This window comes from Pantoea sp. T14 (genome assembly GCF_036663535.1).
GTDB lineage: Bacteria > Pseudomonadota > Gammaproteobacteria > Enterobacterales > Enterobacteriaceae > Pantoea > Pantoea phytostimulans.
The window spans coordinates 288,577-311,073 of sequence record NZ_JAWUEB010000022.1; the positions used below are offsets into that span (position 1 = coordinate 288,577).

21 protein-coding genes and 1 pseudogene are annotated in these 22,497 nt (G+C 46.1%); 11 read left to right on the forward strand and 11 right to left on the reverse strand.

Features of this window, described 5'->3' with window-relative positions:
• Positions 1 to 32 precede the first annotated feature (32 nt).
• Positions 33 to 299: a hypothetical protein gene (locus SC127_RS10900; protein ID WP_176035893.1), complete on the reverse strand. Its 267-nt coding sequence runs from the start codon at positions 297 to 299 to the stop codon at positions 33 to 35.
• An 888-nt stretch (positions 300 to 1,187) separates the two neighbouring features.
• On the opposite strand from SC127_RS10900, the gene SC127_RS10905 reads away from it, so the two are divergent.
• Entirely contained in the window at positions 1,188 to 2,471 is a 1,284-nt protein-coding gene (locus SC127_RS10905; protein ID WP_031377865.1) for a globin domain-containing protein, read from the forward strand.
• 422 nt (positions 2,472 to 2,893) lie between these two features.
• Here SC127_RS10905 and SC127_RS10910 read toward each other — a convergent pair.
• Positions 2,894 to 3,183, reverse strand: a pseudogene (locus tag SC127_RS10910) (mechanosensitive ion channel domain-containing protein); the annotation flags it as partial.
• Positions 3,184 to 3,229: 46 nt separating this feature from the next.
• Entirely contained in the window at positions 3,230 to 3,664 is a 435-nt protein-coding gene (locus tag SC127_RS10915) for a hypothetical protein (RefSeq protein ID WP_332626363.1), read from the reverse strand.
• A 1,473-nt stretch (positions 3,665 to 5,137) separates the two neighbouring features.
• Between SC127_RS10915 and SC127_RS10920 the strand changes: the two genes are divergently transcribed.
• Together SC127_RS10920 and SC127_RS10925 are read left to right on the forward strand one after the other, a co-directional pair.
• Positions 5,138 to 5,557: a hypothetical protein gene (locus SC127_RS10920; protein ID WP_332626365.1), complete on the forward strand. Its 420-nt coding sequence runs from the start codon at positions 5,138 to 5,140 to the stop codon at positions 5,555 to 5,557.
• A gap of 246 nt (positions 5,558 to 5,803) precedes the next feature.
• Entirely contained in the window at positions 5,804 to 6,109 is a 306-nt protein-coding gene (locus SC127_RS10925; protein ID WP_332626367.1) for a hypothetical protein, read from the forward strand.
• Positions 6,110 to 6,301: 192 nt separating this feature from the next.
• On the opposite strand, the gene SC127_RS10930 is transcribed toward SC127_RS10925, so the two are convergent.
• Positions 6,302 to 6,775 carry a hypothetical protein gene (locus tag SC127_RS10930; protein WP_332626369.1) on the reverse strand — a complete coding sequence of 158 codons (474 nt, stop codon included), beginning with the start codon at positions 6,773 to 6,775 and terminating at the stop codon, positions 6,302 to 6,304.
• Between the two features lie 596 nt (positions 6,776 to 7,371).
• Between SC127_RS10930 and SC127_RS10935 the strand changes: the two genes are divergently transcribed.
• Positions 7,372 to 7,953 (forward strand): hypothetical protein, encoded by a 582-nt coding sequence (locus SC127_RS10935; protein ID WP_215844992.1) that lies wholly within the window; start codon positions 7,372 to 7,374, stop codon positions 7,951 to 7,953.
• 257 nt (positions 7,954 to 8,210) lie between these two features.
• Here the strand turns inward: SC127_RS10935 and argC are convergent, their stop codons facing one another.
• Positions 8,211 to 9,131 (reverse strand): N-acetyl-gamma-glutamyl-phosphate reductase, encoded by a 921-nt coding sequence (argC, locus tag SC127_RS10940; RefSeq protein ID WP_252515133.1) that lies wholly within the window; start codon positions 9,129 to 9,131, stop codon positions 8,211 to 8,213.
• Positions 9,132 to 9,246: 115 nt separating this feature from the next.
• Here argC and SC127_RS10945 point away from each other — a divergent pair, with 115 nt between their 5' ends.
• Both SC127_RS10945 and SC127_RS10950 read left to right on the forward strand, forming a co-directional pair.
• Positions 9,247 to 10,158 (forward strand): LysR family transcriptional regulator, encoded by a 912-nt coding sequence (locus SC127_RS10945; protein ID WP_332626372.1) that lies wholly within the window; start codon positions 9,247 to 9,249, stop codon positions 10,156 to 10,158.
• Positions 10,159 to 10,355: 197 nt separating this feature from the next.
• Complete coding sequence (locus SC127_RS10950; protein WP_332626374.1) at positions 10,356 to 10,733, forward strand: RidA family protein; 378 nt, start codon at positions 10,356 to 10,358, stop codon at positions 10,731 to 10,733.
• A 1,523-nt stretch (positions 10,734 to 12,256) separates the two neighbouring features.
• Here SC127_RS10950 and SC127_RS10955 read toward each other — a convergent pair.
• Positions 12,257 to 13,783 (reverse strand): recombinase family protein, encoded by a 1,527-nt coding sequence (locus SC127_RS10955; protein ID WP_332626376.1) that lies wholly within the window; start codon positions 13,781 to 13,783, stop codon positions 12,257 to 12,259.
• Between the two features lie 817 nt (positions 13,784 to 14,600).
• Here SC127_RS10955 and SC127_RS10960 point away from each other — a divergent pair.
• A complete protein-coding gene (locus SC127_RS10960) occupies positions 14,601 to 14,810 on the forward strand; it encodes a DUF1471 domain-containing protein (protein ID WP_215844851.1) in 210 nt (69 codons plus the stop codon).
• Positions 14,811 to 14,909: 99 nt separating this feature from the next.
• On the opposite strand, the gene SC127_RS10965 is transcribed toward SC127_RS10960, so the two are convergent.
• The gene (locus SC127_RS10965) at positions 14,910 to 15,497 is read right to left on the reverse strand and encodes a TetR/AcrR family transcriptional regulator (RefSeq protein ID WP_332626378.1); all 588 of its coding nucleotides are present in this window, start codon (positions 15,495 to 15,497) and stop codon (positions 14,910 to 14,912) included.
• A gap of 130 nt (positions 15,498 to 15,627) precedes the next feature.
• Between SC127_RS10965 and SC127_RS10970 the strand changes: the two genes are divergently transcribed.
• Together SC127_RS10970 and SC127_RS10975 are read left to right on the forward strand one after the other, a co-directional pair.
• Complete coding sequence (locus SC127_RS10970; RefSeq protein ID WP_332626381.1) at positions 15,628 to 16,017, forward strand: RidA family protein; 390 nt, start codon at positions 15,628 to 15,630, stop codon at positions 16,015 to 16,017.
• A 207-nt stretch (positions 16,018 to 16,224) separates the two neighbouring features.
• Positions 16,225 to 16,440 carry a YdgH/BhsA/McbA-like domain containing protein gene (locus SC127_RS10975; RefSeq protein ID WP_215844848.1) on the forward strand — a complete coding sequence of 72 codons (216 nt, stop codon included), beginning with the start codon at positions 16,225 to 16,227 and terminating at the stop codon, positions 16,438 to 16,440.
• Positions 16,441 to 16,573: 133 nt separating this feature from the next.
• Here the strand turns inward: SC127_RS10975 and SC127_RS10980 are convergent, their stop codons facing one another.
• Entirely contained in the window at positions 16,574 to 17,509 is a 936-nt protein-coding gene (locus SC127_RS10980; RefSeq protein WP_332626383.1) for a LysR family transcriptional regulator, read from the reverse strand.
• Positions 17,510 to 17,606: 97 nt separating this feature from the next.
• On the opposite strand from SC127_RS10980, the gene SC127_RS10985 reads away from it, so the two are divergent.
• Both SC127_RS10985 and SC127_RS10990 read left to right on the forward strand, forming a co-directional pair.
• Positions 17,607 to 18,041 (forward strand): DMT family transporter, encoded by a 435-nt coding sequence (locus SC127_RS10985; RefSeq protein ID WP_215844847.1) that lies wholly within the window; start codon positions 17,607 to 17,609, stop codon positions 18,039 to 18,041.
• 9 nt (positions 18,042 to 18,050) lie between these two features.
• On the forward strand, positions 18,051 to 18,542 hold the full coding sequence (locus SC127_RS10990) for a DMT family transporter (protein ID WP_243079666.1): 492 nt from the start codon (positions 18,051 to 18,053) through the stop codon (positions 18,540 to 18,542).
• Between the two features lie 98 nt (positions 18,543 to 18,640).
• On the opposite strand, the gene SC127_RS10995 is transcribed toward SC127_RS10990, so the two are convergent.
• The 3 genes from SC127_RS10995 to SC127_RS11005 all read right to left on the reverse strand — a co-directional run bounded on the left by SC127_RS10995 (position 18,641) and on the right by SC127_RS11005 (position 21,794).
• Positions 18,641 to 19,042: an H-NS family histone-like protein gene (locus SC127_RS10995; RefSeq protein ID WP_215844846.1), complete on the reverse strand. Its 402-nt coding sequence runs from the start codon at positions 19,040 to 19,042 to the stop codon at positions 18,641 to 18,643.
• Positions 19,043 to 19,475: 433 nt separating this feature from the next.
• Entirely contained in the window at positions 19,476 to 20,525 is a 1,050-nt protein-coding gene (locus SC127_RS11000; protein ID WP_332626387.1) for a tyrosine-type recombinase/integrase, read from the reverse strand.
• Positions 20,526 to 21,395: 870 nt separating this feature from the next.
• Positions 21,396 to 21,794 carry a DUF3757 domain-containing protein gene (locus tag SC127_RS11005; RefSeq protein WP_332626389.1) on the reverse strand — a complete coding sequence of 133 codons (399 nt, stop codon included), beginning with the start codon at positions 21,792 to 21,794 and terminating at the stop codon, positions 21,396 to 21,398.
• Between the last annotated feature and the right edge of the window lie 703 nt (positions 21,795 to 22,497).

The window sequence follows — 22,497 nt, forward strand, 5'->3', positions numbered from 1 at the left end:
AAGCATTTTCAGGAAAATTGCCTCTCCGCTAATTAAGGCTTTTCCAGAGGAAAAAGCCGGGCAGGTGCTGATGGCTTTTTCGCGAGACAAGTGGCCGCACGTTTGGGGATCAGGCACTCTTCGCAGGGCGTTACTGATTTAAAGTTATTTCTGGCGATGCCCAGAGCCAGAAATAACTGACCAAATTCTCCCAGCAAAATCATGTCCTCTGCATGATTTCTGACATGTATACACGTACCGTTATGGACAACATGGTTGTTTGCTACTTTTGAAATGCTTATATAGTACATATTTTTCATTATTATAGTCCCAGAGCTTATAAGCTGAGCTTTATAATGACACAAGCAAATAAAAATCATTAGTTTAATTTATATAAACCCGCCGTGATTTTATTCTCTTTTGTTATTGTCCGGATTAAGACTTTTTATCAGTGGTTTATATGATATCAGTAATAGCAAAGCGCACTTATCCAGCCTGTAACTGACTCGTTTTTCAAACTCACTGAAATAAAAAAACGGATTACATCAGTTAATCTGAAGGATTATTTATCTTTCGTTCGGATCATGCTAAAAATGCGTTAATCAGCGTGAATGCCACGTTGCGCTTTAATGCATTGCGACAGAAAGTAACGATGAAAATCCTGTCAGTCCCGTACAGGGAAAACGGCTCAGCCTGATTTCGGCTGTTATCCCTGTGGCTTAACCCGTGATGTCGCGCAGGCTTATTCTCTGCACCGCTTCTTATTAAAAGCTGACTCCGCTCCGTAGGGTGCCTCCGCTTACACGTCTGAGCGCGGGTCCGGTAATCTCTCACTGACCCACCCGGATATTCTTTCACCGTTTCAGTTTGAAAGATGCAAACACAACCTGTTTTGCTCCGACAGATTACTGGCTCCTGTTATGGCGGAGGCTGACCTGTGTGAAAAGGCAGTCCAGAGCAGGTTAATGCGAGCCTTATCTGCCGTTAACTTTTTATCAACGGCTTCGCCTGGTTTTCGGTATCCGGTCCGCAATGACTCAGACCAGCCTCAGGGGCTGGTTTTCTGCCGGTAAGCCGGTCTGTAAAGCCGCTAAAGGCCAGGAGTATCTACAGGGTCTATATTTAGGTTGGTATTGAAAACTGACCCGGGAGGGGTGTCTGGTTTTCTTTGAGTCTTTATAAGCGGCTGATAAAAATGTGAGGCAGGCATGTTAAATGAAAAACAGAAAGACCTGGTCAAGGCAACGGTACCCGTACTGAAAGAAAACGGTGAGGCTTTAACGGACTATTTTTATAAGCGTATGTTAAAAAATAATCCCGGGCTGAAAGAAACCTTCAATATGGGCCATCAGCGCAGCGGTGCGCAGGCAAAAGCTCTGGCGGGAGCCGTGCTGGCCTACGCCGAAAATATAGACAATCCGGCAGTGCTGTTACCGGTTATTGAGCTCATTTGCAATAAACACGTCAGCCTGAATATCCAGTCGCCGGACTATGATATTGTTGGCGAAAATTTACTGCATTCAATAAGTGAAGTACTCAGCATCCCCATGGATGATGAACTGATAACAGCCTGGGGTGCGGCATATAAACAGCTCGCTGACATTTTTATTTCAACAGAAAATCAGCTTTACGATGAGCGTAAACAGTCTCCGGGCAGCTGGACAGGATGGCGAAACTTTATCGTGGACAAAAAAGTAAAAGAAAGTGAAGAAATCACTTCTTTTTATCTGGTTCCACAGGACGCACAGCCGCTTCCGGCTTATAAACCCGGCCAGTATATAACCTTACGGGTGCTGGTTCCGGCGCTGGGCATTAAGCAACCGCGCCAGTACAGTTTATCCAGCAGCCCGGCGGATAATTACCTTCGGATATCTGTTAAACGAGAGGATGCCCGCACGGAAGGGCAGGATCCGGGCTATGTCTCCTCCACGTTGCATAATAGCGTTGATAAGGGCAGCGTTGTTGAACTCAGCGCCCCGGCAGGAAATTTTTATCTGCTGAACCCGGATACGAACAACGTACTCATCAGCGCAGGCGTCGGGCTGACGCCGATGATTTCTATGGTTAATCATTTGCTTGCAGAGCATGCCGATCCAAACTTTAAACCGGCATTACGTGAAGGCATAAATGCCGGAACCAGAGAATACCGGGCGCTGAAAAAAGAAATATACTTTATTCATGCGGCGCGCAGTTCTGAAGTGCATGCATTGCGTAAGGAACTGAAAAACTTAGCCAGCCAGAATGATAATCTTCACGTTTTTATTGCCTATGAAAATGTAAAAGAAGATGAGGTCCCCGGTAAAGATTATCAGGTGAAGGGAAGGCTCGATTTAAACGCTCTTCCGGCGGCATATCTGCCCGCAGAGGCTGATTACTATTTATGCGGACCGGTTCCGTTTATGCAGGAACAATATCGCTCTTTGATCAGTCTGGGCGTGCCGGAGGAGAAGATATTCAGTGAAGCTTTCGGGACTGGCGGGCTGCATCTGTAGGTCCGTCTTTATGACGGTATTAAACGTCCTTTTCCGTATTTACTTTAGCTCTCTTAACCGCTTTTCGTTAAACGTACAGAACCCGAAGCCAGCAGCTGTTTTGCTGGCTTTGCTGCTCCTCCGTCATCCGGGCTCAGGCCAGAAGTCCCGTTTGCAGCGTTGCTTTCTGAACATACAAAACTTTCTGTATTTCTGCGAAGGTTCTTCCTGGGCTTAAAGGCGTCGTCTGGAGCAGCACGGCAGGTGTCCGGTAACGGGACTTCACCACAATGCATATTTGAAATGGTTATGCTCGCCGACTGACCACCCCTGCCGTCAGAAGCTAAACAGGATGCTGACCTGTTTTTCTTTGATTTGCTGTTCGAACAGCTTGCGTCACAACGGGGAAAGGGACTAATGCCACAATGTTACCGTTAAGCTGACGGCCGTTTCTTCATGTGCGTTACCACTCGGCCACTGACCACCACGGCATTGGGAACCGTCACCTCATAGTTCTCTCGGGCAGGATTTTGGTTGCCAGCATACCCACCCGCTGACCACACCCTCATGATCGGCAATCCTTATCACCTCGCCTGTACGTAGCGCACGGGAACAGGTCAGAACCAGTTCACTCATGGCGTGGTTCATCACGCCGGCAGAGCCTGGTGTTAGCGTCAGGCCGAAGAAAGCGCTTATCTTCAAACGCCAGCGAATCTGCACCTGGCAGAACGGCAAGAGCAATTTTAATATGAGAGCAGAGCCTGAGAGGAGTTAAGTTGTCAGTAGTTGCCCGGCGAGTGCTTTCTGGGTACGCGGTGAACGTTACTTTTAGCCCTCAACTCAGGAACAGGCACAAGGGAGAGACGCGCCTCAGGTTTTTGACGCATCCTGACAGGCTCGCTCTCAGGTTTAACCGTTAAAGGTGGTGCAGCACAGATACGCGGCTTAACGGTAATGGCTTCCTGTCTGGCTTTCGGTTTAACAGCTTCAACCATAACTATCGGTCCAGGGATGCTGTGCTTCCCTTTTAAGCAGTCAAGGCATTGGCTGATATCACTGTAACGGCGTTTAGCCGCGGCCACAGCCTGATGATATTCATAAAACGAGCCCAGGAATATTTGTCCTTCTTGCCGCAGCTTTTTACAACCCTTGCAATGCACGGTTATCCCTAAAAAAGGATCAATACAGGCATAGTAATAATACGACTTTATCACCGTTATTTCCTTTAAGTTCTGTGTGTAACCTTGAATATAAAAAGATTAATTTGGTAGTGCGTTGATTTCCCTGGTGCAGCAATAAAATCTTATTTTTTGACGCATTCCATACTACACATAGTCAGGCAATTAACCAACCCACTAAAATTAGTAGTGCCACGCCCTGTGATCGTAAAAGACACAATATTTCAGGAGCTGTAATTTCTTGCTGGCTTACGAATCACTTTAAAGTGAGTCGATAGTTCCTTAGGAATTTAAAAAACCAGAAGCACACTTTTGTAGAAAATGATTGTCAAATGCTATAACTGCAACTTTACATTTTCCAGTACGTCAGAAAAGACGATTATTTTTTACGCACTTTTTATTTTAGTAAAATTTCAGGCATTCCCTAAAATGCCAGGGTATTCAGCTAATAATTGCCAGCTTTAAAGCCAGTCTTCATTTTCTTCAATTCCGTTTGCTATGCCTGAGGGAATGATTACCGCTAACTAATGGAATAACAAGCTTAAATCTTACTTTACGTCAGATCTCCCAGAAGTATTATATATATTAATGCTCCCATCCGCCTGAAAGATAAGAATTATTTAACTGGTTTGGTTTCCGGTAAAAATAAGATAAATCCATTAATATCCTTGATCGCTCAGCATAATATAAATCGAATATTTAGTTTAATAATACGCAAAGTCTTTCAGTAATTTAGAAGCTGCAATTTTTTGGATAACCGGAAAAATTTACTGAGCGGTTCTTCTGTCGTTTGCTTAACATTTCACAATGCCAGGCCAATTCTCCGCTCACAGCCGCCGGCGCCAGTTAGCATAAGCAACTTTGTTTACAAAGCAAAAGAAAGGATGCTTCAGGTATAGCTTTATCATCTGCTGCCGATACTATGTATAGCGGTTGCGGGGAAGCCGGACGGCCAACACCAGGGCAAAACGTTCAGGCTTTCCCGCAGTGGTCTTCAGTAAAATCAGGCGTGTAGCGAATATCTTCAAATTAGGAATTTTCCCCGCAAATTTTAATTTCCTTGGATTCTGAAAGTTAGAACATTCTTTTTACGCACCCGTATGTGACATTAGGGTATGCCCGACTGTCGCTGCCATTAATGTTATGCCTTTTAGACCATTACTGGTTTTGCTGAAAGTGACTTTTAGGTTATGCCGCATAACTGCTACTAAACTGATGACAATAAGAAAGTAGCGCTGTAATGCATATAAAATTCCGGCTATATCATCTTGTTGAAAGCACCCCTGATATTTAGGTTGACCTTTAAGTCAGTGACAATCGAATGATGACATTCACTCAATGTCCGCTTTGTGCCAAAAGCGGACGTTGTGCCATTTTGATGTAGTTAATAGTGGGGAATCTTAAACATCACTCTTGCTAAAGCTTTTACTCTCACTGCCGTTACCTGTAGCTATAGACATCAGTAGTAATCACGGAATGATTCATGTTTAGGCCGGAGAGAACCCAACTATGAACGTCAATACATCAACCAGTGCTTATAGCTATGTACAGAATACTTCTGGAAATGTTGCTAAAACTTCCAGCCCCCAGCCTGCAACAGACAGCAGCGCTACGGCAGCGCAGTCAGCCTCTTCAAGCCAGGCGACGATCAGCGGGCAGGGACTGATGATGTCACGCCTGTTTGGCAACACAACCACTCTTCCTCAGGTGCAGACGCAGTTGACTAAGAATACGCAGGACATGGATGCATCTAACTTCCTCACGAAGAGCGATCTTAATGCGCTGTCAGACCTCTATGCACAGGCACAGGCACAAGGCACTGATCTGCGCTATGTAGATGATTTAGCACGTGACTTAGGAAATTACAGAAAATTTGGTAGTGTTGAAGGGAATTATAATGACGGCAAAATTTACGATAACAGCGGGTGAGTACAGACTGTAGAGTTCACGGAAAAGGATGCTGCGACTGCTTCCCGTATTCTCAACAGCGGCAATCTTTCCAGTTCCGGCCTTGACCCCGCTTTTTTGAAATACGAACTCGATCCCGGCTATTCATTTAGCCATACCGCTAATTTTGAGTAGCTGGAGTCCGTCGTTAATAACACTGGTAATAATATTACGAACCAGACATCTCAATTCTCGTCTTACGTAAGTCAGGGACAAAATAACTACATTTTGATTACAGCCAGCGAAGTAACGTTTAAAACTGAAGAACCGGATTTTATCAGTAAAGATGGAGTGTTCACCGTCACAGAAACCGGCAAAAAAAATGGATTCAGGTTAGAAGGTAATGACGTAGTACAGGATAAGGACTTCAGCGTGGCTGACATGCAGTCCGGGGCCGGGATGACGGCCTCGATGTTACTGGATTACTTTGTGAGTCTAAATAAATCAGAAGAAAGTAATTCATATAAACCAGCCACATTATTCGATTATCTGTTCACATCTGAGTCAAATAAAAAAAGTAATAACAAAACCTAATGCACCTTTTTGAGTAACAGTGAAGTGTCAGGTTTAATCCAGACGCTTCTCTTTCATTACTACTCCTGACACAACGTCCGCTTCTCGCTCATAGCGGACATCAGCCTGGGAGTCAGTCCGCGCTGTACCAGACGCCGTCACCGACCTTTTCATGATGGCTCGCCGGGATCATCCTTTGAAGCCTGAGTGCGTTTAACTACGATTTGGGCGCGTGGCGAAGAAGACAACTGCTGTTCCGATAGCGACGATGAGCGTATCTTCGATCAGGCCACTCTTGGTCTGCCCCATCCCTGCCATGGCCTTTTTGCGTGCCGCAAGCGTGGCATAGGCAAGTGGCACAGCGGCAGAGATAGCGATCACTGCCCCGGTTTTTTCTTCTCCGCTGGGTGCCAACGCGGCGCCCGCAATCCCTGCGCTGGCCACGCGTGCTGATAAGCCCAACAACACGGTGCGGTCTGGCGCGGATTTCATCTTGTCGCCAAATAGTTCACCTACACCCATCGCTAACGCGCCGTATTTGAATAGCGGACGGTCCAGCAGCAGGAGACTGCCCGATGTGTCGCGCCCGGCAACACGTGCTGCAGCGAGAGCCGCCATCGGCGTCATGGAACGGCAGCTGGCGACAAGTCCAATTAAGGCGGAATAGACAAACTCGGTTATTTTCATTAGTTATCTTCCGGATAAATAAAAGTTTTTATTCTTTAGGCTTTATTGGGATATAAACCAGGAACAATCTGTTTAATTATTGCATTTACACGGTCACGTCATTTAAACGCTTTTCCTTTGCGCTGGGTTGCCTCTTGCAATGCCATAAGGATTTTTGCAGCCGGTACGCGTCTGACTGTGTCAGCAGAATGAAAATGTTGACTGCGGCGCGGCCTCCTATGCAAATGACCACGGCAAGAGTCAGTATAGATGAACGGCTTGAGACAGCAGAAATGACGGAAGTGGACCGCACTTAATTGCTAGGCCAAACCTCAGCGATAATCATCTGGGAGTAGGGCCGACAATACGAGCGGCTACGTGCTTACTCCATGAATTGGCATTACTTTCACTAGGCAGAACGCATGCCGAACGTCCGTTTCCCGATCGACCAGCACCTGTCTGCTTTGTGCCAGTAGCGGAAATTGATAACGCCAAACGCTATCAAGCAAAAGTGAAAACCCACAAAAATAACGGCACGAAATAATCAATTATTGTAACAATCGATAAATTTCAATATTTCAGTATTATCTGATGGCTAAATGCATCAGGAGAAAAACATGCGTAAGGGATGGCTACTAGTAGCAATATTTCTATCAGGATGCAGTTCCATAAAAAACTATGAGTCGTTAGAACAACCGACCAACACTCCTCTCAAAACATATGTAGGTGGTGAAGTTTTCAAAACTGATAAATCTTCTGACTTGCCGAACGCCTTTGGTCACGCCGATGTGTTTGGCGGTAAAGTTGACAGGGGTTTTAGTGAATTACGTTATCTAGGAATTCAGCAAAACGGATATCTGGGATTTGCTGTGGTTGAAATGGAAACACGCTCGAACGAATCAACCATGAGTCGCTATGGCATGTCGACATCCACCATCAATGCGCAGAGCTACACTAATGGCAATACATATGGTCGGATGTCAGGCAGCAATTATTATGGTTCAGGTAGCTATCAGACCAACACCACGGGAACAGTCACAACGTTAAATGCTCCTGAAGGACATACTTCGTATCTGCCTCCAAATGCAACGACATTTGCTATTCCACCAAGTCAGCAGCAACTGCGACTGGGTAACGTGAATGTTATGATCATAGGTTTTGACGCGACAACATTGACATACTCCCTCTCAAGATATTGATTAAAGCATCTGGACCTGCTCTTTTACTATTCAACTTAAAAGGGAATGCCCTAAACATTTTCAGATTTGACGATTTTTAGGGCTTTTTCGAAATATTGCGTAGATTTAGTTCGTCAGCGTTTTGAGCGCTTCAGTGCCATACACAAATTTTGACTACGTCAGGATGGGTCAAATTAACCAATTGACCACCCCCGGTTAATTAACACAGAGCGCTGTTATCAATGTCTGTTGATCGCTCAAAGCGGACATTGGCCACTTTATACAACGCCAGTCATAAGGTTTAAATTTTGAACCGCAGCTCCCGATGCCCCTTTGCCCAAATTATCGAATACTGCTGTCAGCAATATTTGACCATTGTCAGGATTTGAATACACACCGAGCTCCATGTTGTCAGTCCCGTTAAGAGATTCGGGGTTTATACGTTCTGCTTCCCCTGAATTGATATGCTGCGTTATCTTTACATACTTACTGTTGGCGTAATGCTGAGAGAGGCAGTTATGCACCATCGCTGCATCAGCTCCTCCAGCAAGCATTCGTTGATGTAATGGGACTTTCAGTACTATTCCCTGACGATACGCACCATAAGAAGGCATAAAGAAGGGCGCAAATGTGAGATGCGCGTAACGTGTGATTTCTGGCACGTGTTTGTGTTTGAGCCCTAAACCATAAACCTGGAAAGAAGCGGCCTCTGCATTATTTCCTTCGTAGAAATCTATTGCCGCTCTTCCTCCTCCTGAATAACCTGACACTGCGTGAATTGAAACAGGATAATCCGCAGATACCAGGCCGTCACTGATCAAAGGCAAAAGCAGTCCTATTGCGCCTGTTGGGTAGCACCCAGGATTCGTCACCCGTTTAGCCTCCCTGATTCTGTCAGGTTGATCCGCTCTCATTTCAGGGAAACCATATGTCCATCCATTTGAAACCCTGTGTGCTGAGCTGGCATCAATCACCCGTACCTGAGGATTATTGATTAACGCTATAGCTTCACGTGCGGCCTCATCGGGAAGACACAGGATCGCGATATCGCAACTGTTCAGCATATCCTCACGAAGACGTTTGTCTTTACGCTGCGAGGGAGGCAAGGTCATTAATGTAATATCAGAACGGTGGCGCAAGCGCTCGTGTATTTGCAGTCCTGTTGTGCCCTGCTCTCCATCAATGAAAACATGTGTCATTGTCATCTCCTGAAACTTGAAATATGTATGTCAGAGCACTGATGATGTTTCAGGTTTAAGTGTGGGTAAAGTTGAATTACATTAATGTCAAATTCATTTTTTCTGATGTATTTGCATGCGTGAAATTAATCTTGATCAACTACGTACACTGATTACTATTGCCGATACGGGCTCCTTTGTTGAGGCAGCTCAGCGCCTGCATCTGTCGCCTCCGACAGTCAGCCTGCATATTTCTGAACTCGAAAGCCGTGTCGGGACTAAATTACTGTCACGAGCTCGAGGTAAAATCAGACCGACAGCAATTGGAGAAAATCTGGTCAGGCATGCGCAAAAATTACTTGCCGATGCGGCTTTTGCGCTAGATGACATTTCTCGTCAAGCTCAGGGGCTAACAGGAAGGGTCAGACTCGGTGCATCTACCGGAGCAATCGCACATCTCCTTCCTCAAGCGATTAAGATACTTGCTCAGTCTCATCCCCATATTGATGTACAAATTAGTGTACTTACCTCTCAACAAACCCTTGAACAGCTAAAGACTGGTTCACTGGATATAGGCATCGTGGCCTTACCACAAACTCGGGTCAACGGTCTGCGAATTAATGCATGGAGCCGTGATCCTGTTGTCGCTTTTCTGCCCTCAAAATGGAAAGTCCCGGATGAAGTGACACCTGACTGGATTATTGAGAAACCTCTGATTCTTAATGGCTCTGGCACCCATTTATCACAACTCATAAACAGCTGGTTTGCATTAAGCGGCCATTGTCCGACACCTCGTATTAAACTTGATTACAATGATGCGATTAAGAGCCTGGTAACCGCGGATTATGGAGCCACGTTGTTACCTCTTGAATCTTATGCATCATTTTACAATGGTGAGCGCTTTACCATTCGTCCATTACAACCTGCGTTGTGGAGAGAGTTAGGAATAGCCTGTCGAGATAGTGAAAACGACCTTTCAGTACAACAACTGCTTAATGTCTTGAGTGCATTTGCAGGGAACACCAGGTTAAATCAAAATTATAGATAGTGTGACCTGCTTCCCATTGATTCACACGGAATGCTGATAGTAACGTCCGCTTCTCGCTCATAGCGGACATGGGGCCACGGCAGGCGGCTCTGTGCCAAAAGCGGACGTTGCTTACTTTAAGATACGCCAATGGACGTTGAGCATTCACAGTCGAATGTTAAAGTTGCGTCTTGTTTCTTCTCAAATAGGCCATCGACATGAGTAATCTGGTAAGAAAGAATTACCCTGAGTTGGGTGAAGTTAAGGCTCCTTACGTCCATTCAGTAAAGCATGGCAACACGCTCTATATTTCCGGCCTGACCGCGTTTGGCACAGCGGCACAACATGAAGGCATTGTTGAGCAGGCCGAAGAAATATTCAGCCAAATCAGGAAAATTGCCAGCGTAGAAGAGATAGATTTTTCAGCACTAATCAAAGTGACTATATTCATCACCTCTTTTGAGGAGATAAACGGGCTACGCAAAGTGCTGTACCGAAATTACGGCGATGACTTGCCTGCCAGCTCGCTCGTAGAAGTCAGCCGCCTGTTCTCACCTGACCTCTCGATAGAAATTGAGGCTATATTCGGCCTTTGATTCATTGCTCATAGCCGGATAGTGACAACTGTTCGGCTCTAACGCCGTTTTATCAAACCTTCTCTAAGAAATAACTTCCGCTTCTCGCTCATAGCGGACGTTAGCTGACTACTTACTAATCCACTGCCGTAAGACCATTCAAAATTTTCGCCAACAAAATTTTTATTGACTTCCTTAACTGTTTTTCCGCTTTTGCTGAAGCCTGTCTATGACATTAAAGTATACCCAAATGTCACAGGGTAAATCCCCCCTGAAAGCCCCTAATGTCATCACTTATTTGTCATGCGTGTGAATGTCATAACTTAAATGTCTCTGATTAGTCGTCCTTAGGGCATGCAGTATATAGTCTCGGTGCCGAGGCTATATACTGCATGACTGCGTAACGTTTTGCAGGTGCGAACCGTCGATTGAATCAAGAACAAATAACGCGCTTAGCGTAGGATAATTTCCGTTTTCCAAGCGGACCCCATTTATCAGACCATTGTGGTTACGGGACGGACACTGAACCTTTCTTTCGGGCAGAAGCCATGATTGCCTGTTCATCATAATTAAACTTTACATCTGCCATACTTTTTATTCTCGCCTTGTTATAAATAAAAGGCGGCTTTACCGGGCAGAAATAATGCCCGGCAAAAAAAAGCGAGTGCAACTTTCCCAACAGATACCACTGTACGTCAGCGTTTAACACAGCAGTGCTGTCTTATCGTCTGTAGTTACATCATCCAGTAATTCTCTAGCTAACATCCAACACTCCACCTTACCCTCAAAGCCCCTCCCTGACACGTCTCTGAAACCCATCGCTCCTCTCAACCCAGCCCCGCGCCGTACCTGAAGCCCGGTTGCCCCCACTGAACAGCCCCCGCCGTCCGGCCCGCAGAGACGGTACTGCAGTTGCTGATAATGAATGGCGCAACTACTGACTTCGGTGTCGCTGTCAGTGTCAGCCGCATTGTCTTCTGTTAGTCTGCGATAGTCTGGCATATCAGCTGTTGAAAGGCCGACGGCGTCTGGCAGGGCGGGCTAACGGCGCCATGAGGCGTCTGAGTTACATGTCGTTCGGGTTAACGCCTCCATACAGGTCACTTCCACAGTAGTCATACCGTTTCGTCATTCAATGAAGTTGAGCGTGTTAACCTGACCCGGTTTTTTACAGGCAGCTCACGCGTAACGTGAAGCGATTCTTTCGCAAAGCTGAAAGCAACCCCGTCATTCTTCTCTGGTAACTCGCCTGAATAAGGATTGACACTGCAGGATGATCACAAGTACAGCGCTGGACTTATATAGAAGCCAGAAGGAAAGACGGTGTGCTGACTGACAAATGTGCGGGTAAACTGACAAACAATATCGTTTCAGGACCGCAGATAGGGGTCTGAAAAATCGTATTACTGACGGTAATATCAGTGTCACAGGAAGCTTACCACGTAAATACAGGTTTACGTCTTACCTGAGTGGTTGTCAGATAAAGTAATCCATCGGCCATATTTCTTTACCGGATACGCGGTCTTCATCGGATTTTTCAGCGCTTAAAGAATAAGCATGTTGTCCTGCATATACATCATGGCGCTGACAAGGGATCCCGCGTCAGTCCTGCGATCAAGCGGATAGTTTAGAATTCTGATACCGTTCATGAGCCAGATGTCGCAACACTTATGCCCGGTATCAAGAACGATTTGCTTCACCAGATGCTTCACAACAGCCTGACATTCTTTGCGCTCGGCCCAGAGGGCCAGATTAAACTCCCGAAGTGCTTTAGTCTTAATTGCGGGCCGGCTCCGAAAGCGGTCGATGTCTGTTTCTGCTTCCCGAAGCTGCTTTGCCATATCTCTTGCCCGCACGGTTAGTTCCTTTACGTCCGGCGCTACTTCAACCGCTTCAAGTATATTATTCATTCTCATGGAGAGCTCAACGTGCCGGTTGAGGAGATCTTCGATGGAGACTTTCCTAGGGGATTCCCCTATTAAATATTCAAGGCTGTGCAACAGACCCTGAGTGAGAAATTTGTCAACGGGTTCCCGGTTAATTGCACTGGCCGTGCAGCGTTTTTCTCTGCGCATAGTACAGACGTAATAGCCGTATTTTTTCTCAACCAGTGATGACAGTACAATATGGTGACCGCAGTTTTTACAGATCATCACTGATTTGAATAAGTTGATGTAAAGGGGATTATCTTTCGAGCGGAGTTTGCTTTCTGATTCGGTTCTCATCAGCTGAACGTCTCTGAAAACATCAGCCCCAATTATGGCCGGATAATAGCCGGGCAACTCCTCAATCCCTTTGCAGGTGTTGTAACGGGAGGGCACAAGGATGCCGGTAACTGATTTCTTATTCAGAAGCTGGTCAACTGAGCTGGAACTCCACGCTCCCTTTACACCTTTGAGATTTTTTCTGTTTTCCTGATTAAGGATTAACCTTATTTTTCCATAAGAGTACTCTTTAAGCCTAAGCATATAAATGTAGCGGATGGTATCAGCAAGCTCATTATTGACGTCAAAACCGCTTCTGTCCGATCTGACCGTGAGCCAGGCGGGGCAGCGGGTAGTCATCACCGCGCCGGCATCAACAGCCAACTTACGCTTAGCTGCCCAGGCCGACTGCATCCGCCTGGATTTGATTTCGCTCTCCTCATTGGCGCGCTGTGCAATAAGGACGGCTTTAATTACCAAAAAAGGGTCATTGAGAGAATCAGAGGTATAATGCGCTCCATCACTCAGCGTTACCACGTCAATGCCAGCTTTTAGAATAGCCCTGAGCCGCTCTGTAGCATCTCCGATTTTCTCTCTTGAGAGTCTGTCCAGACTTTCCACCAATAGTACAGAACCGCTCAGAATATGCCCGAGTTCCACGGCTTCCATGAATACTGAGAATGCGCCGCGGGCTGCATGAACTCCTCGAAATGCACTGAGACCCAGGTCTTCGTAAGTTACGGGGTTAAGGAAATAGTCAGGATGTGCCGAAAGCCATTCGGCAATCATCTTCTGCTGACGCCTGAAGGAGTCCCCGTGGACCTGCTGGGGAGATGAGAAACGAAGGTAAGCGATTGCGTTTTTCACTCATAACTCCCTTATCAATGTGGTGAGAGCAGAACTTTTAACAGGTATCCGTCTCCGCTTCTGCTCGCTGCCTCGCAGCACGGTATTAAAATAGAAATAATTTCGGCAGCCTGTTTGTGAAAAGCGTTTAGCAGTTGTTTAGTAACTAGCAGTTGTTTAGTGACAGACATTTCGAATTTTAGATTTAAAGGAGGAAACTCTTATTATTCATTTGCAGCACCAACGCTAATCATTACATCAGCCGGAGTTGGCCAGACGGCACTGCCGTGAGATGCCCGCAGCGCTCTTTCGCCGCGTTGCAGCAGGTTCCTGAAGCCTTACGGAGTTTGACCACTGCGCATTCAAAGCCAGCAGATCGGACAGCCGGAAGGGAAAGGTCTTCCCGGCGCGCCCGCCCGCGTGACGGCCATGCGGTTTATCTTCTTTATCGTCTGGAAAACGAGTGGTGAAGAGTTAGGAAGCTTCAGTCTGACGTTACGGTGTAACATTGAAATCAGCGTGGCATGTGAGTTAACTTAAGGCCATTGTATTGGGATGTTTCACTGTTCTTTGAAAGACTTAATGAAGCGCGAGCCTTTAAAAGGTGTTGGATCATTGGATAATGATGGGCGTTTAGTTGAAGGGATTGCTGCCAGATTCGCTTGCAACTCCAGCAGCAATGAAAAGTAAGTATAAGATTACGTATCTTTTTTCATATTCAAATTTTTTGATTTATTTCAGCAAGTATATCCGCTGTTCCTTGGGGCGTGAAGGGCATATCCTTTTCACATCGAGACAAAACGTCTCACATTCACTTTAATTACCCAAGGAAATGACCATGAAATCCATCAAAACATTTGTTGCAGTTGCGGCCCTTACACTGGTTTCTTTCGGCAGCTTTGCGCAGAGCGTTACCGCTTCTGCTTCTACCCTGGACAGTGCTGAAGCCAAAATTGCGGCTCAGGCTCATAAGGCCGGCGCGTCATATAAAATTACCGGAGCCCGCGTGGATAATGGCGCCTATATTTCTGCCGAGCTGATTAAATAATTTTGCCATGACCTACCGAAAAGGCTGCCTATCAGGCGGCCTTTTTTTACGTTTGTAGCCGCCGCGTAATGAAACTGACAAAGAGGTATGTCATCTCAGTTAAGCGCGTAGCCCGCCTGCCATAAGCGTAAATGTTTCGATAGCTTTTGGTAGCCTTTCTTGCGGGTTATCACTTGCCGCCACCCACAAGGCCGCATTCAGAGCCGTGCCGCTGAGCAAACGTGCAGCTGCATCCGCATCTACAGTTTTGAGTACGCCCTTATTTATCATCTCTGCAACCGTGGCTCTTGTTGCCTCAAGGCAGGCATTCTGGCTTGGCCAGTGCGATGGATCACCTAAAAATGCAGGGCCATCCAGCAGCACAATGCGTTGTACTTCGGGATCGAGTGCCATCTGGATATAAGCTACACCTTCAGCCAGTAATTGATCCCAACCCTCTTCTGCTTCTTTCGCAATTTCTTTCGCACGCTGCGCTATTTCACTGTCAACCTGAGCCACCACCGCAGCCAGCAGGCCGCGCTTATCATTAAAATTATGATAAAGCGCGCCGCGGGTCAGGCCCACGCTTGCGGTCAATTCATCCATCGAAGCGGCGGCAAATCCTTTTTCAGCAAAGGCTTTACGTGCAGCAGCGATCAGCTTTTTGCGATTTTCTTCCATTGCTTCTGCACGACGTTTGGTTGCCATGTTTTCCTCAAAGCACTAAACAGTGCGCACACATTTGACATACGCACCGTATGCAACTAATTTCATATACGTGATGTATCTTAAACCACTTATATGTGTTCAACCAAACCGATTACTGTAAAGGTGAATCATGATCAAGCGCGAAACTGTTTTCCCAGCCAATCGCCATAATTTGTATGAACAATATGGCTACTCTGCCGCGATACGCTCTGGCGACCTGCTCTTCGTATCCGGGCAGGTAGGCAGTCGCAATGATGGATCACCGGAACCTGACTTTGCTGCGCAGGTAAGACTCGCTTTTACTCATCTAAAGGAAACCTTGGCTACCGCAGGATGCGGATTAGATGATCTGGTTGATGTAACCACTTTTCATACCGATCCTGAAAAGCAGTTTCCATCGGTTATGGAAATCAAAGCGGAAATTTTCCCTCAAGCACCTTATCCCAACTGGACCGCCGTGGGAGTGAACTGGCTCGCTGGCTTTGATTTTGAAATCAAAGTTATTGCGCGCATTCCCTAAAATGACAGGCCGACATACAGACGAGATAAAGTTTTCGCTGAACCTAAAGTAGCGGTGCACATATCAATATTGTTGTTTCCTATCGCCGTGATAGTTAGCATGATCACAATACCAGCACGTATTGTTAATATGCTAATGGTAACTATAGTTATTATTATTCCCATCGGAGGCAAACAACCTCCTCACCATAAATGAAGGAATATGACCATGAAAACCATTAAAACATTATCACTTGCCGCTGTAACCGCTCTGTCGCTGATCTCATTTGGTAGCTTCGCTCAGAGCGTGTCTGTTACCTCATCAACGCTGGACGGTGCAGAAGCAAAAATCGCCGCCCAGGCAGAGCAGCAGGGTGCGCAGTATAAAATTACCGAAGCTAACACCAATAACCGCGTGCATATGACCGCAGAACTGTACAAATAACGTATGGTCGCATAAGGAAGTGCCGGAAGAGGTCGCCCAGTGGGCGGCCTTTTTTGCATCTGCTCACTTTATAAAAGGGTTGCTGATGCGATCGCGACAGCCCAGCAAAGGTTGCAATATTTTCAGCCAGGCTTTAATCGAACTGCCAGTAAAGTGGCGAACCGTAAACCTCGACAAAGTAATCGATCACTGCCCGGACGTTGAGCGGAGGGTGGCGAGCGTTAGGGTAAATGGCAGCAATATGTTGTGGCTCCGTTTTAATTGCTGCCTCGAAATTCGTCATTACTCTGACCAACTCCCCTTTTTTAATGCTGTCGCCAATCAGCCAGTCTGGAAACAGCACCATGCCCATTCCCCCTAGTGCCGCAGTCAGCAAAGATTCAGCATTATTAGAGATGAGTAACGCCGAAACCGGATAATGAATCCAGCTGTTGTCGGGTTCACGGAACAGCCACCGATTCGGGCCGGATGAACCTCTGTAGACCAGACATTTGTGCTGAGCCAATTCAACCGGCTTTTCCGGCTTGCCATGATTTTTGATATAGCCGGGAGAGGCAACCAAATGATAATGCTGAGTGCCAAATATCCGCGCGTGAAAAGATGAGTCGGTCAGAGTGCCAATCCTGAAAATGAGATCGGATGCATCTCTGTGAGGATCGATATAGTCATCGGTTTGCGTCAGCTCAATGAGCAAACGCGGATAGCGAACGGAAAGCGCCGTCAGCCAGGGAGCTATGTGGCGTTGGCCGAAAAATACCGGCGCATTTATCTTGATCAATCCGGCTGGCTCAAGCGAGCGGTCCAGCAGTTCTCTTTGGGCTTCGCTGAGTTGCTCAGTGATAGTGCGGGCGTACTCTACAAATAACTTACCGGCTTCTGTCGGAATAACCGCCCGCGTGTTTCGATAAAAAAGTTGCTGACCCAGCCTGTCCTCTAATTGAAGAATAACGCGTGAAATCATGGATGCTGAAACACCCTCGCGCCTGGCGACAACAGAGAAGCTTTGCGCTTCAAAAACACCAATAAAAAATAACAGTGTCCGAAAATTGATGGCGCTGGGATCATACATTATCTCGATTCCTGCAAAGGTGTTTCCCGAATTATACCGTTTTTCATTATTGGAAGCTGCACTATGATCCGCCGCCTAAACCACTGGAGACTGTTTGATGCAGCTTTTATTTATATTACTTGTTGTTGCTGGCGGGATGGGATTGTCCGTAGAAGCCGGTTTATTAGGGCCACTGGGAAGCGAAGTAGGGGACTTATGGGCGACGTTCAGTATTTTCGGCGTCGGTGCTGCGCTGACGTTTTTGCTGATGCTGTTTTTCAGCCCACGTAATAGCCCATCCTTTTTTGCCCAACCTTCCTGGACTTTGTTGGGCGGCATATTGGGACCCATTTACGTGGTCATCCTGACTGTTGCGGTTCCCACTATTGGTATCGCCATGACGATGATCGGCATTCTTGCTGGACAGGTTTTCAAAAGTCTGGTGATTGACCATTACGGTTTGTTCGGTACTGCTCATCGCAAAATTGACAGCAAACGTATTATCGCGCTTATTTTCATTATTGCTGCCCTTGTTCTTGTGGCTAAAGGCTGAGATTAACAAATGACTATTTTAATGATCGTTCTGGCTGTTGTTGGTGGCGCCGTACTGAGTATTCAGGCCGCGATTAATGGGCAGTTGGGAAGCAAAGTGGGTGTGTTTCGGAGTGCATTTTTGACCTTCGCACTGGGTGCATTAGTAACTGCACTGCTGATTTTCTTTTTTGAACCCAAGCAGACGCTCACCTTGATGGATGTGCCTAAATGGCAACTGCTTGGCGCCTTATGTGGCGTACCTTATATCGTGATTATGGTGCTGGCCGTGCAACGTATCGGTTCAGCGGTTGCTACGGTCGCCGTTATCTTTGGTCAACTGGCGATGAGCATGCTTATCGATAATTTTGGCTGGTTAGGGAATGAAGCGATTCATTTTTCTGCTACACGCCTGGGTGCAGTGATCTGCTTGGGTATTGCACTGTTCTTCATCTATTCAAGCAGTAAAAGCAGTGCAACACCTGCGGTCAAAAAACTAAAAAAAGCATCGGCACATCGCTAAGAGAAGTGAACCTGAAGATTTTTAGTGTTCAGCAATAACCTGCAACTTACGGATTAACGGAATAGCTTATTCGTTAATCCGTTTTCAGTTACTGCAAATTACAGCAGGAAATCATCAAGCAACTGGCCGTTTTCAATCGCGGTTTTGATTGGAGAAGGAGTACGGCCTTGGCCGGTCCAGTGTTTTACTTCACCGTTCTCGTCGGTGTATTTGTATTTAGCCGGCCGGGGGGCGCGTTTCGTTTTTCCCACGCTGGTTGATTGCATTCCGCTCAACAGCTCTTCCACGCTAATGCCATCTTCCTGAAGCAGCTCACGGTACATCGCCAACTTCTCTGCCTTCTCGCGCTCTTCAGCTTCTGAGGCTTTCAGTTCATCGCGGCGCTCGGCCACAACCATATCCAACTTTTGCAGCATCTCTTCCAGTACATCAACAGACATATTGCGCGCATGTGCCCGTAGCGTACGGATATTTTTCAGGCTGCTCAGACTTTCACTCATAGATACTTCCTCAAATACTCAAATGGAACAACAGCAAGAATTCACTGTAAGTGGTAAGGGTAACATTGATAAACCTGAATTATAAAGTCTGCGGTGGCTAATCGATTGAAAGTAAAGCAATGTTAGCTAATCGAGCTGACAGGCCTCTGCATTTTGTCAAAATGCCCTACAGCGCCGGTCACGATTCATGCTTGATTGGCTTATTACGATAAAGAGCCGCAACAGGGCTGAAGGGAAAGAATACTCAGAGCCATATAGCCCTTTGATATCACGTAAATTATCGAATAAATGGGAAGAGTGAAAAAAGGGAAACACCCACCACGGGCTAAAACCATACCCATTCATGCACAGGCTGTTCACATTTTCTGTGGATAAGTTTTCTGCAGTGTTGAGTGCTTACCGATCAATAAGGGGCACCTTATCTGATAGCCGATTAATCTGTCTCATCACGTGGACGTGCGGATTGCTCCATCAGATCCACCATAGCGCCACTGTGCGCATCCACATTACGAATATAACGCATCAGGGTTTCAGGCTTTTTCCACGTGCCTTCCTGCATAATCTGAGCAACCGGATAACCTTTGCGGGTCATATCTTGGGCTGCGCCTACGCGCGCGCTGTGCCCACTCCAGTTGCGGTAGCGGTTTTTGTTCGCTCTCAGAGGCTTTTCATTTCCCGCAACCTGCCAGGCTTTTCTAAAAATCTCCTCAATGGCCGGTCGGCTCAATAACTGGTCGGGCGACGGAAGCGCTTTATTTGAGCGGTGCACCCTACAAAAAAGGAATACATCTGGCTCATTGCTGAGCCCGGCAGCGTCAATCCATTCATCCAGCCGGCGAGTGGAAAAGGTGCTAAGCGCTTTAGTCAGTCCGCCCGTCTGGACGATGGTCTTGGTATGTGAAACGTCCAAAATGATTCGGCCATCCTCGGCGCGCGAAATATCGCCCACTTTGATGCGCGCCAGTTCACTGATGCGGAGCAGCGTGCTGTAGGCCACGTGAAGAAAGGCAAGGTTACGCAATTCTTGCAGGCGGGAGGAGCCAGCCCAGCAGTGATCAATTTTGTTTAAATCAGAAAGCCGGAACGGTACGGCTTGGCCCGTTCGCTCTCCAGACACCACTGCCGTGCGATTTATCTTTTTCATCACGCGGTAAATCAGTGGAGAAACGTTAGGCGGTGTGATTCCGGCGTTACGGTGTAACATCGAGATCAAGGATGCATGTGTTGAAATGGTGGTCGAAGCTCGCCCGGAGGCCTGTAGCCAGGAAAGGTAGTCACGAAGATCGCTTGAAAGCATCGGTAAAAAGCTACGTTGATGTTCTTTTGACCAGCGCCAGCAGACCGCCATCACACTCATCAACTGAGACCAGGTATTGGATGAAAAGGCATCCTTGTCTTGAACAAATTCTCTCAGTCGCGCAGAAATATCTTCATCCGCCTGAAAGGAGATAATGAGGTCCGTTTTTTGAACAGTTTCACGCATATTTGCTCGTTATATAATCAATTTATAAGGTGATCGCGCTACGTGAATTCTGAAGAAACCGCAGGGGGATAACCCGCCAGAATTCACGTAGCGCTGTCATTTTGTGTCTGATATTTACCCTACAGATTCAAATTCAGAACAGCGCAAATACATTGTTTTATTCGTCTTTCTGTTAGATCTCGCTAAAAGTGCTCATCATACCGGGGATCTAACATGGATCCTAACTTTACATAACACTAATTATGTAAAGTTAGAACTGTACATGATAGCGATTCGTGTTGGATCAAAGACAACAGTAAGAAGCCAGCAGGCGAGAGGCCTGCACGAGTTAATTCTAAGGCTCATAATGTAGATTTTGGTGCGGCCGATATATTGAGATGCATCAGAAGCAAGGGTTTAAAGCTAACAGTAACTCAATTTCAAAATGATAATGGATGACTTCTGGCATATCAGCGCAACAGTGATTGCAGGAATTTATCGGCTAACGCAGAAAGCGGTACTATAAAAATAAGAACAATTGAGAGATAGGTTATATTTATAACTGCTACACATTAAATAGAGACTCAGTCTCAAATGAACGTATGCCTGCTATTTTTACATAAAATCGTGTATTAATTTAAATGAAAAAAGTTTGTTTGTTAATATTGATGCTGGGGTATTTGTTGTGAGGTTTAAATAACTTTTTCATGCCTGTCACTGTTAGCGTTCTTCGCGATAAATTAAGAGGCGTGTAGCGCTTTTGCCGGAAGCATTCGCTGGAAAAAGGCACGTCCCAGTTACGGAATGTGCCGAAAAATCGAATATAATCTCAGATTAAAATCAGTAAAACTGCATCAGGTTTCTTTCTAAATTTATGTTAGCGATTAACACTTATAGATAAACAATAAACTTACAATTTTCCGGTAAGGTTTTCTCACAGATATTATAAATTAGCCCAAAAGGCCCGTTTTCCTTTTTCCAGGTGTTTCCGTCGGGCTGGATAAAAAATGCTTGTTCATTTTTGCTAATAAAACGCATATCAAGCGTCTTATCAGCGCCAACATTATAAGTGCAGTACTGTAATCTAATGGGGGATGATTCATTCTCCTGAATAGCAAGAGCCATCTGAAACGAGTCGATGGGCACTTTGTCCGCGACAATTCCCTGCAAAACGCCGGTCCATTCCCCTTTTTGCCCATCAGCACGGTAGACGCCACTGCCAATCTCATCAATTTCCTTTATTCGGGGCAATGCTCCGCTGCCTGAGATACCGCTGAAAAACTCACGCACGCTACAGCAATTGTTAACGCTATTAAATTCTTCATTACAAATGCTCCTTATTTTTAAATTCCTCCCTTTTATATCCCCCGATATTGGCTGGCACAAGTCAGCATTAGGTTTTATAGACTTAAAATTCATTCAATGCGAGGCGTTTCGCAATAAAATCCCGGGCTTTAAATATATTGTGGTCCGGGCGAGAGAGTGATGTCCTATGCCCGGATTTGTAAATTCACTGCATTGATTCCAATACGTATGAAGGTTGTCGCATTTTTAATATCTGGTGTTGCAATGTTAGTGGCGTTATTAACCGCGGCCATTATTGGTGGTATGCACAGTATCAATCGGGCCCATTAACAACTATTCATTGTTATCGTGCATGCTTTAAAACGGCTGAGTTGGGTGTCTGTTTCGATAGTAATGTTATCACTCACTGTTTTTGCCACTGAAAATAATTTAGCGTTAATTATTAAAGGGAATGACAGAATAAAACCTTCTCTGATCTAAATTGGATGCAGAGCAATGAGCAAATAAAAATGATGGCAGCGTTTACTTACTCTTCCCTCTATGACGATGTTCATTAACTCAAGGCAATAAAAAGCCCCGCATCAATGCGAGGCTGTTGATAAAACCTTAGCGATTAAAACGCAAAGCAGCTGCAGCCGAGCGCGCCCCAGAAGGCGTTGTCTCCGGCGACGGGCACGTCAGAGCCGCG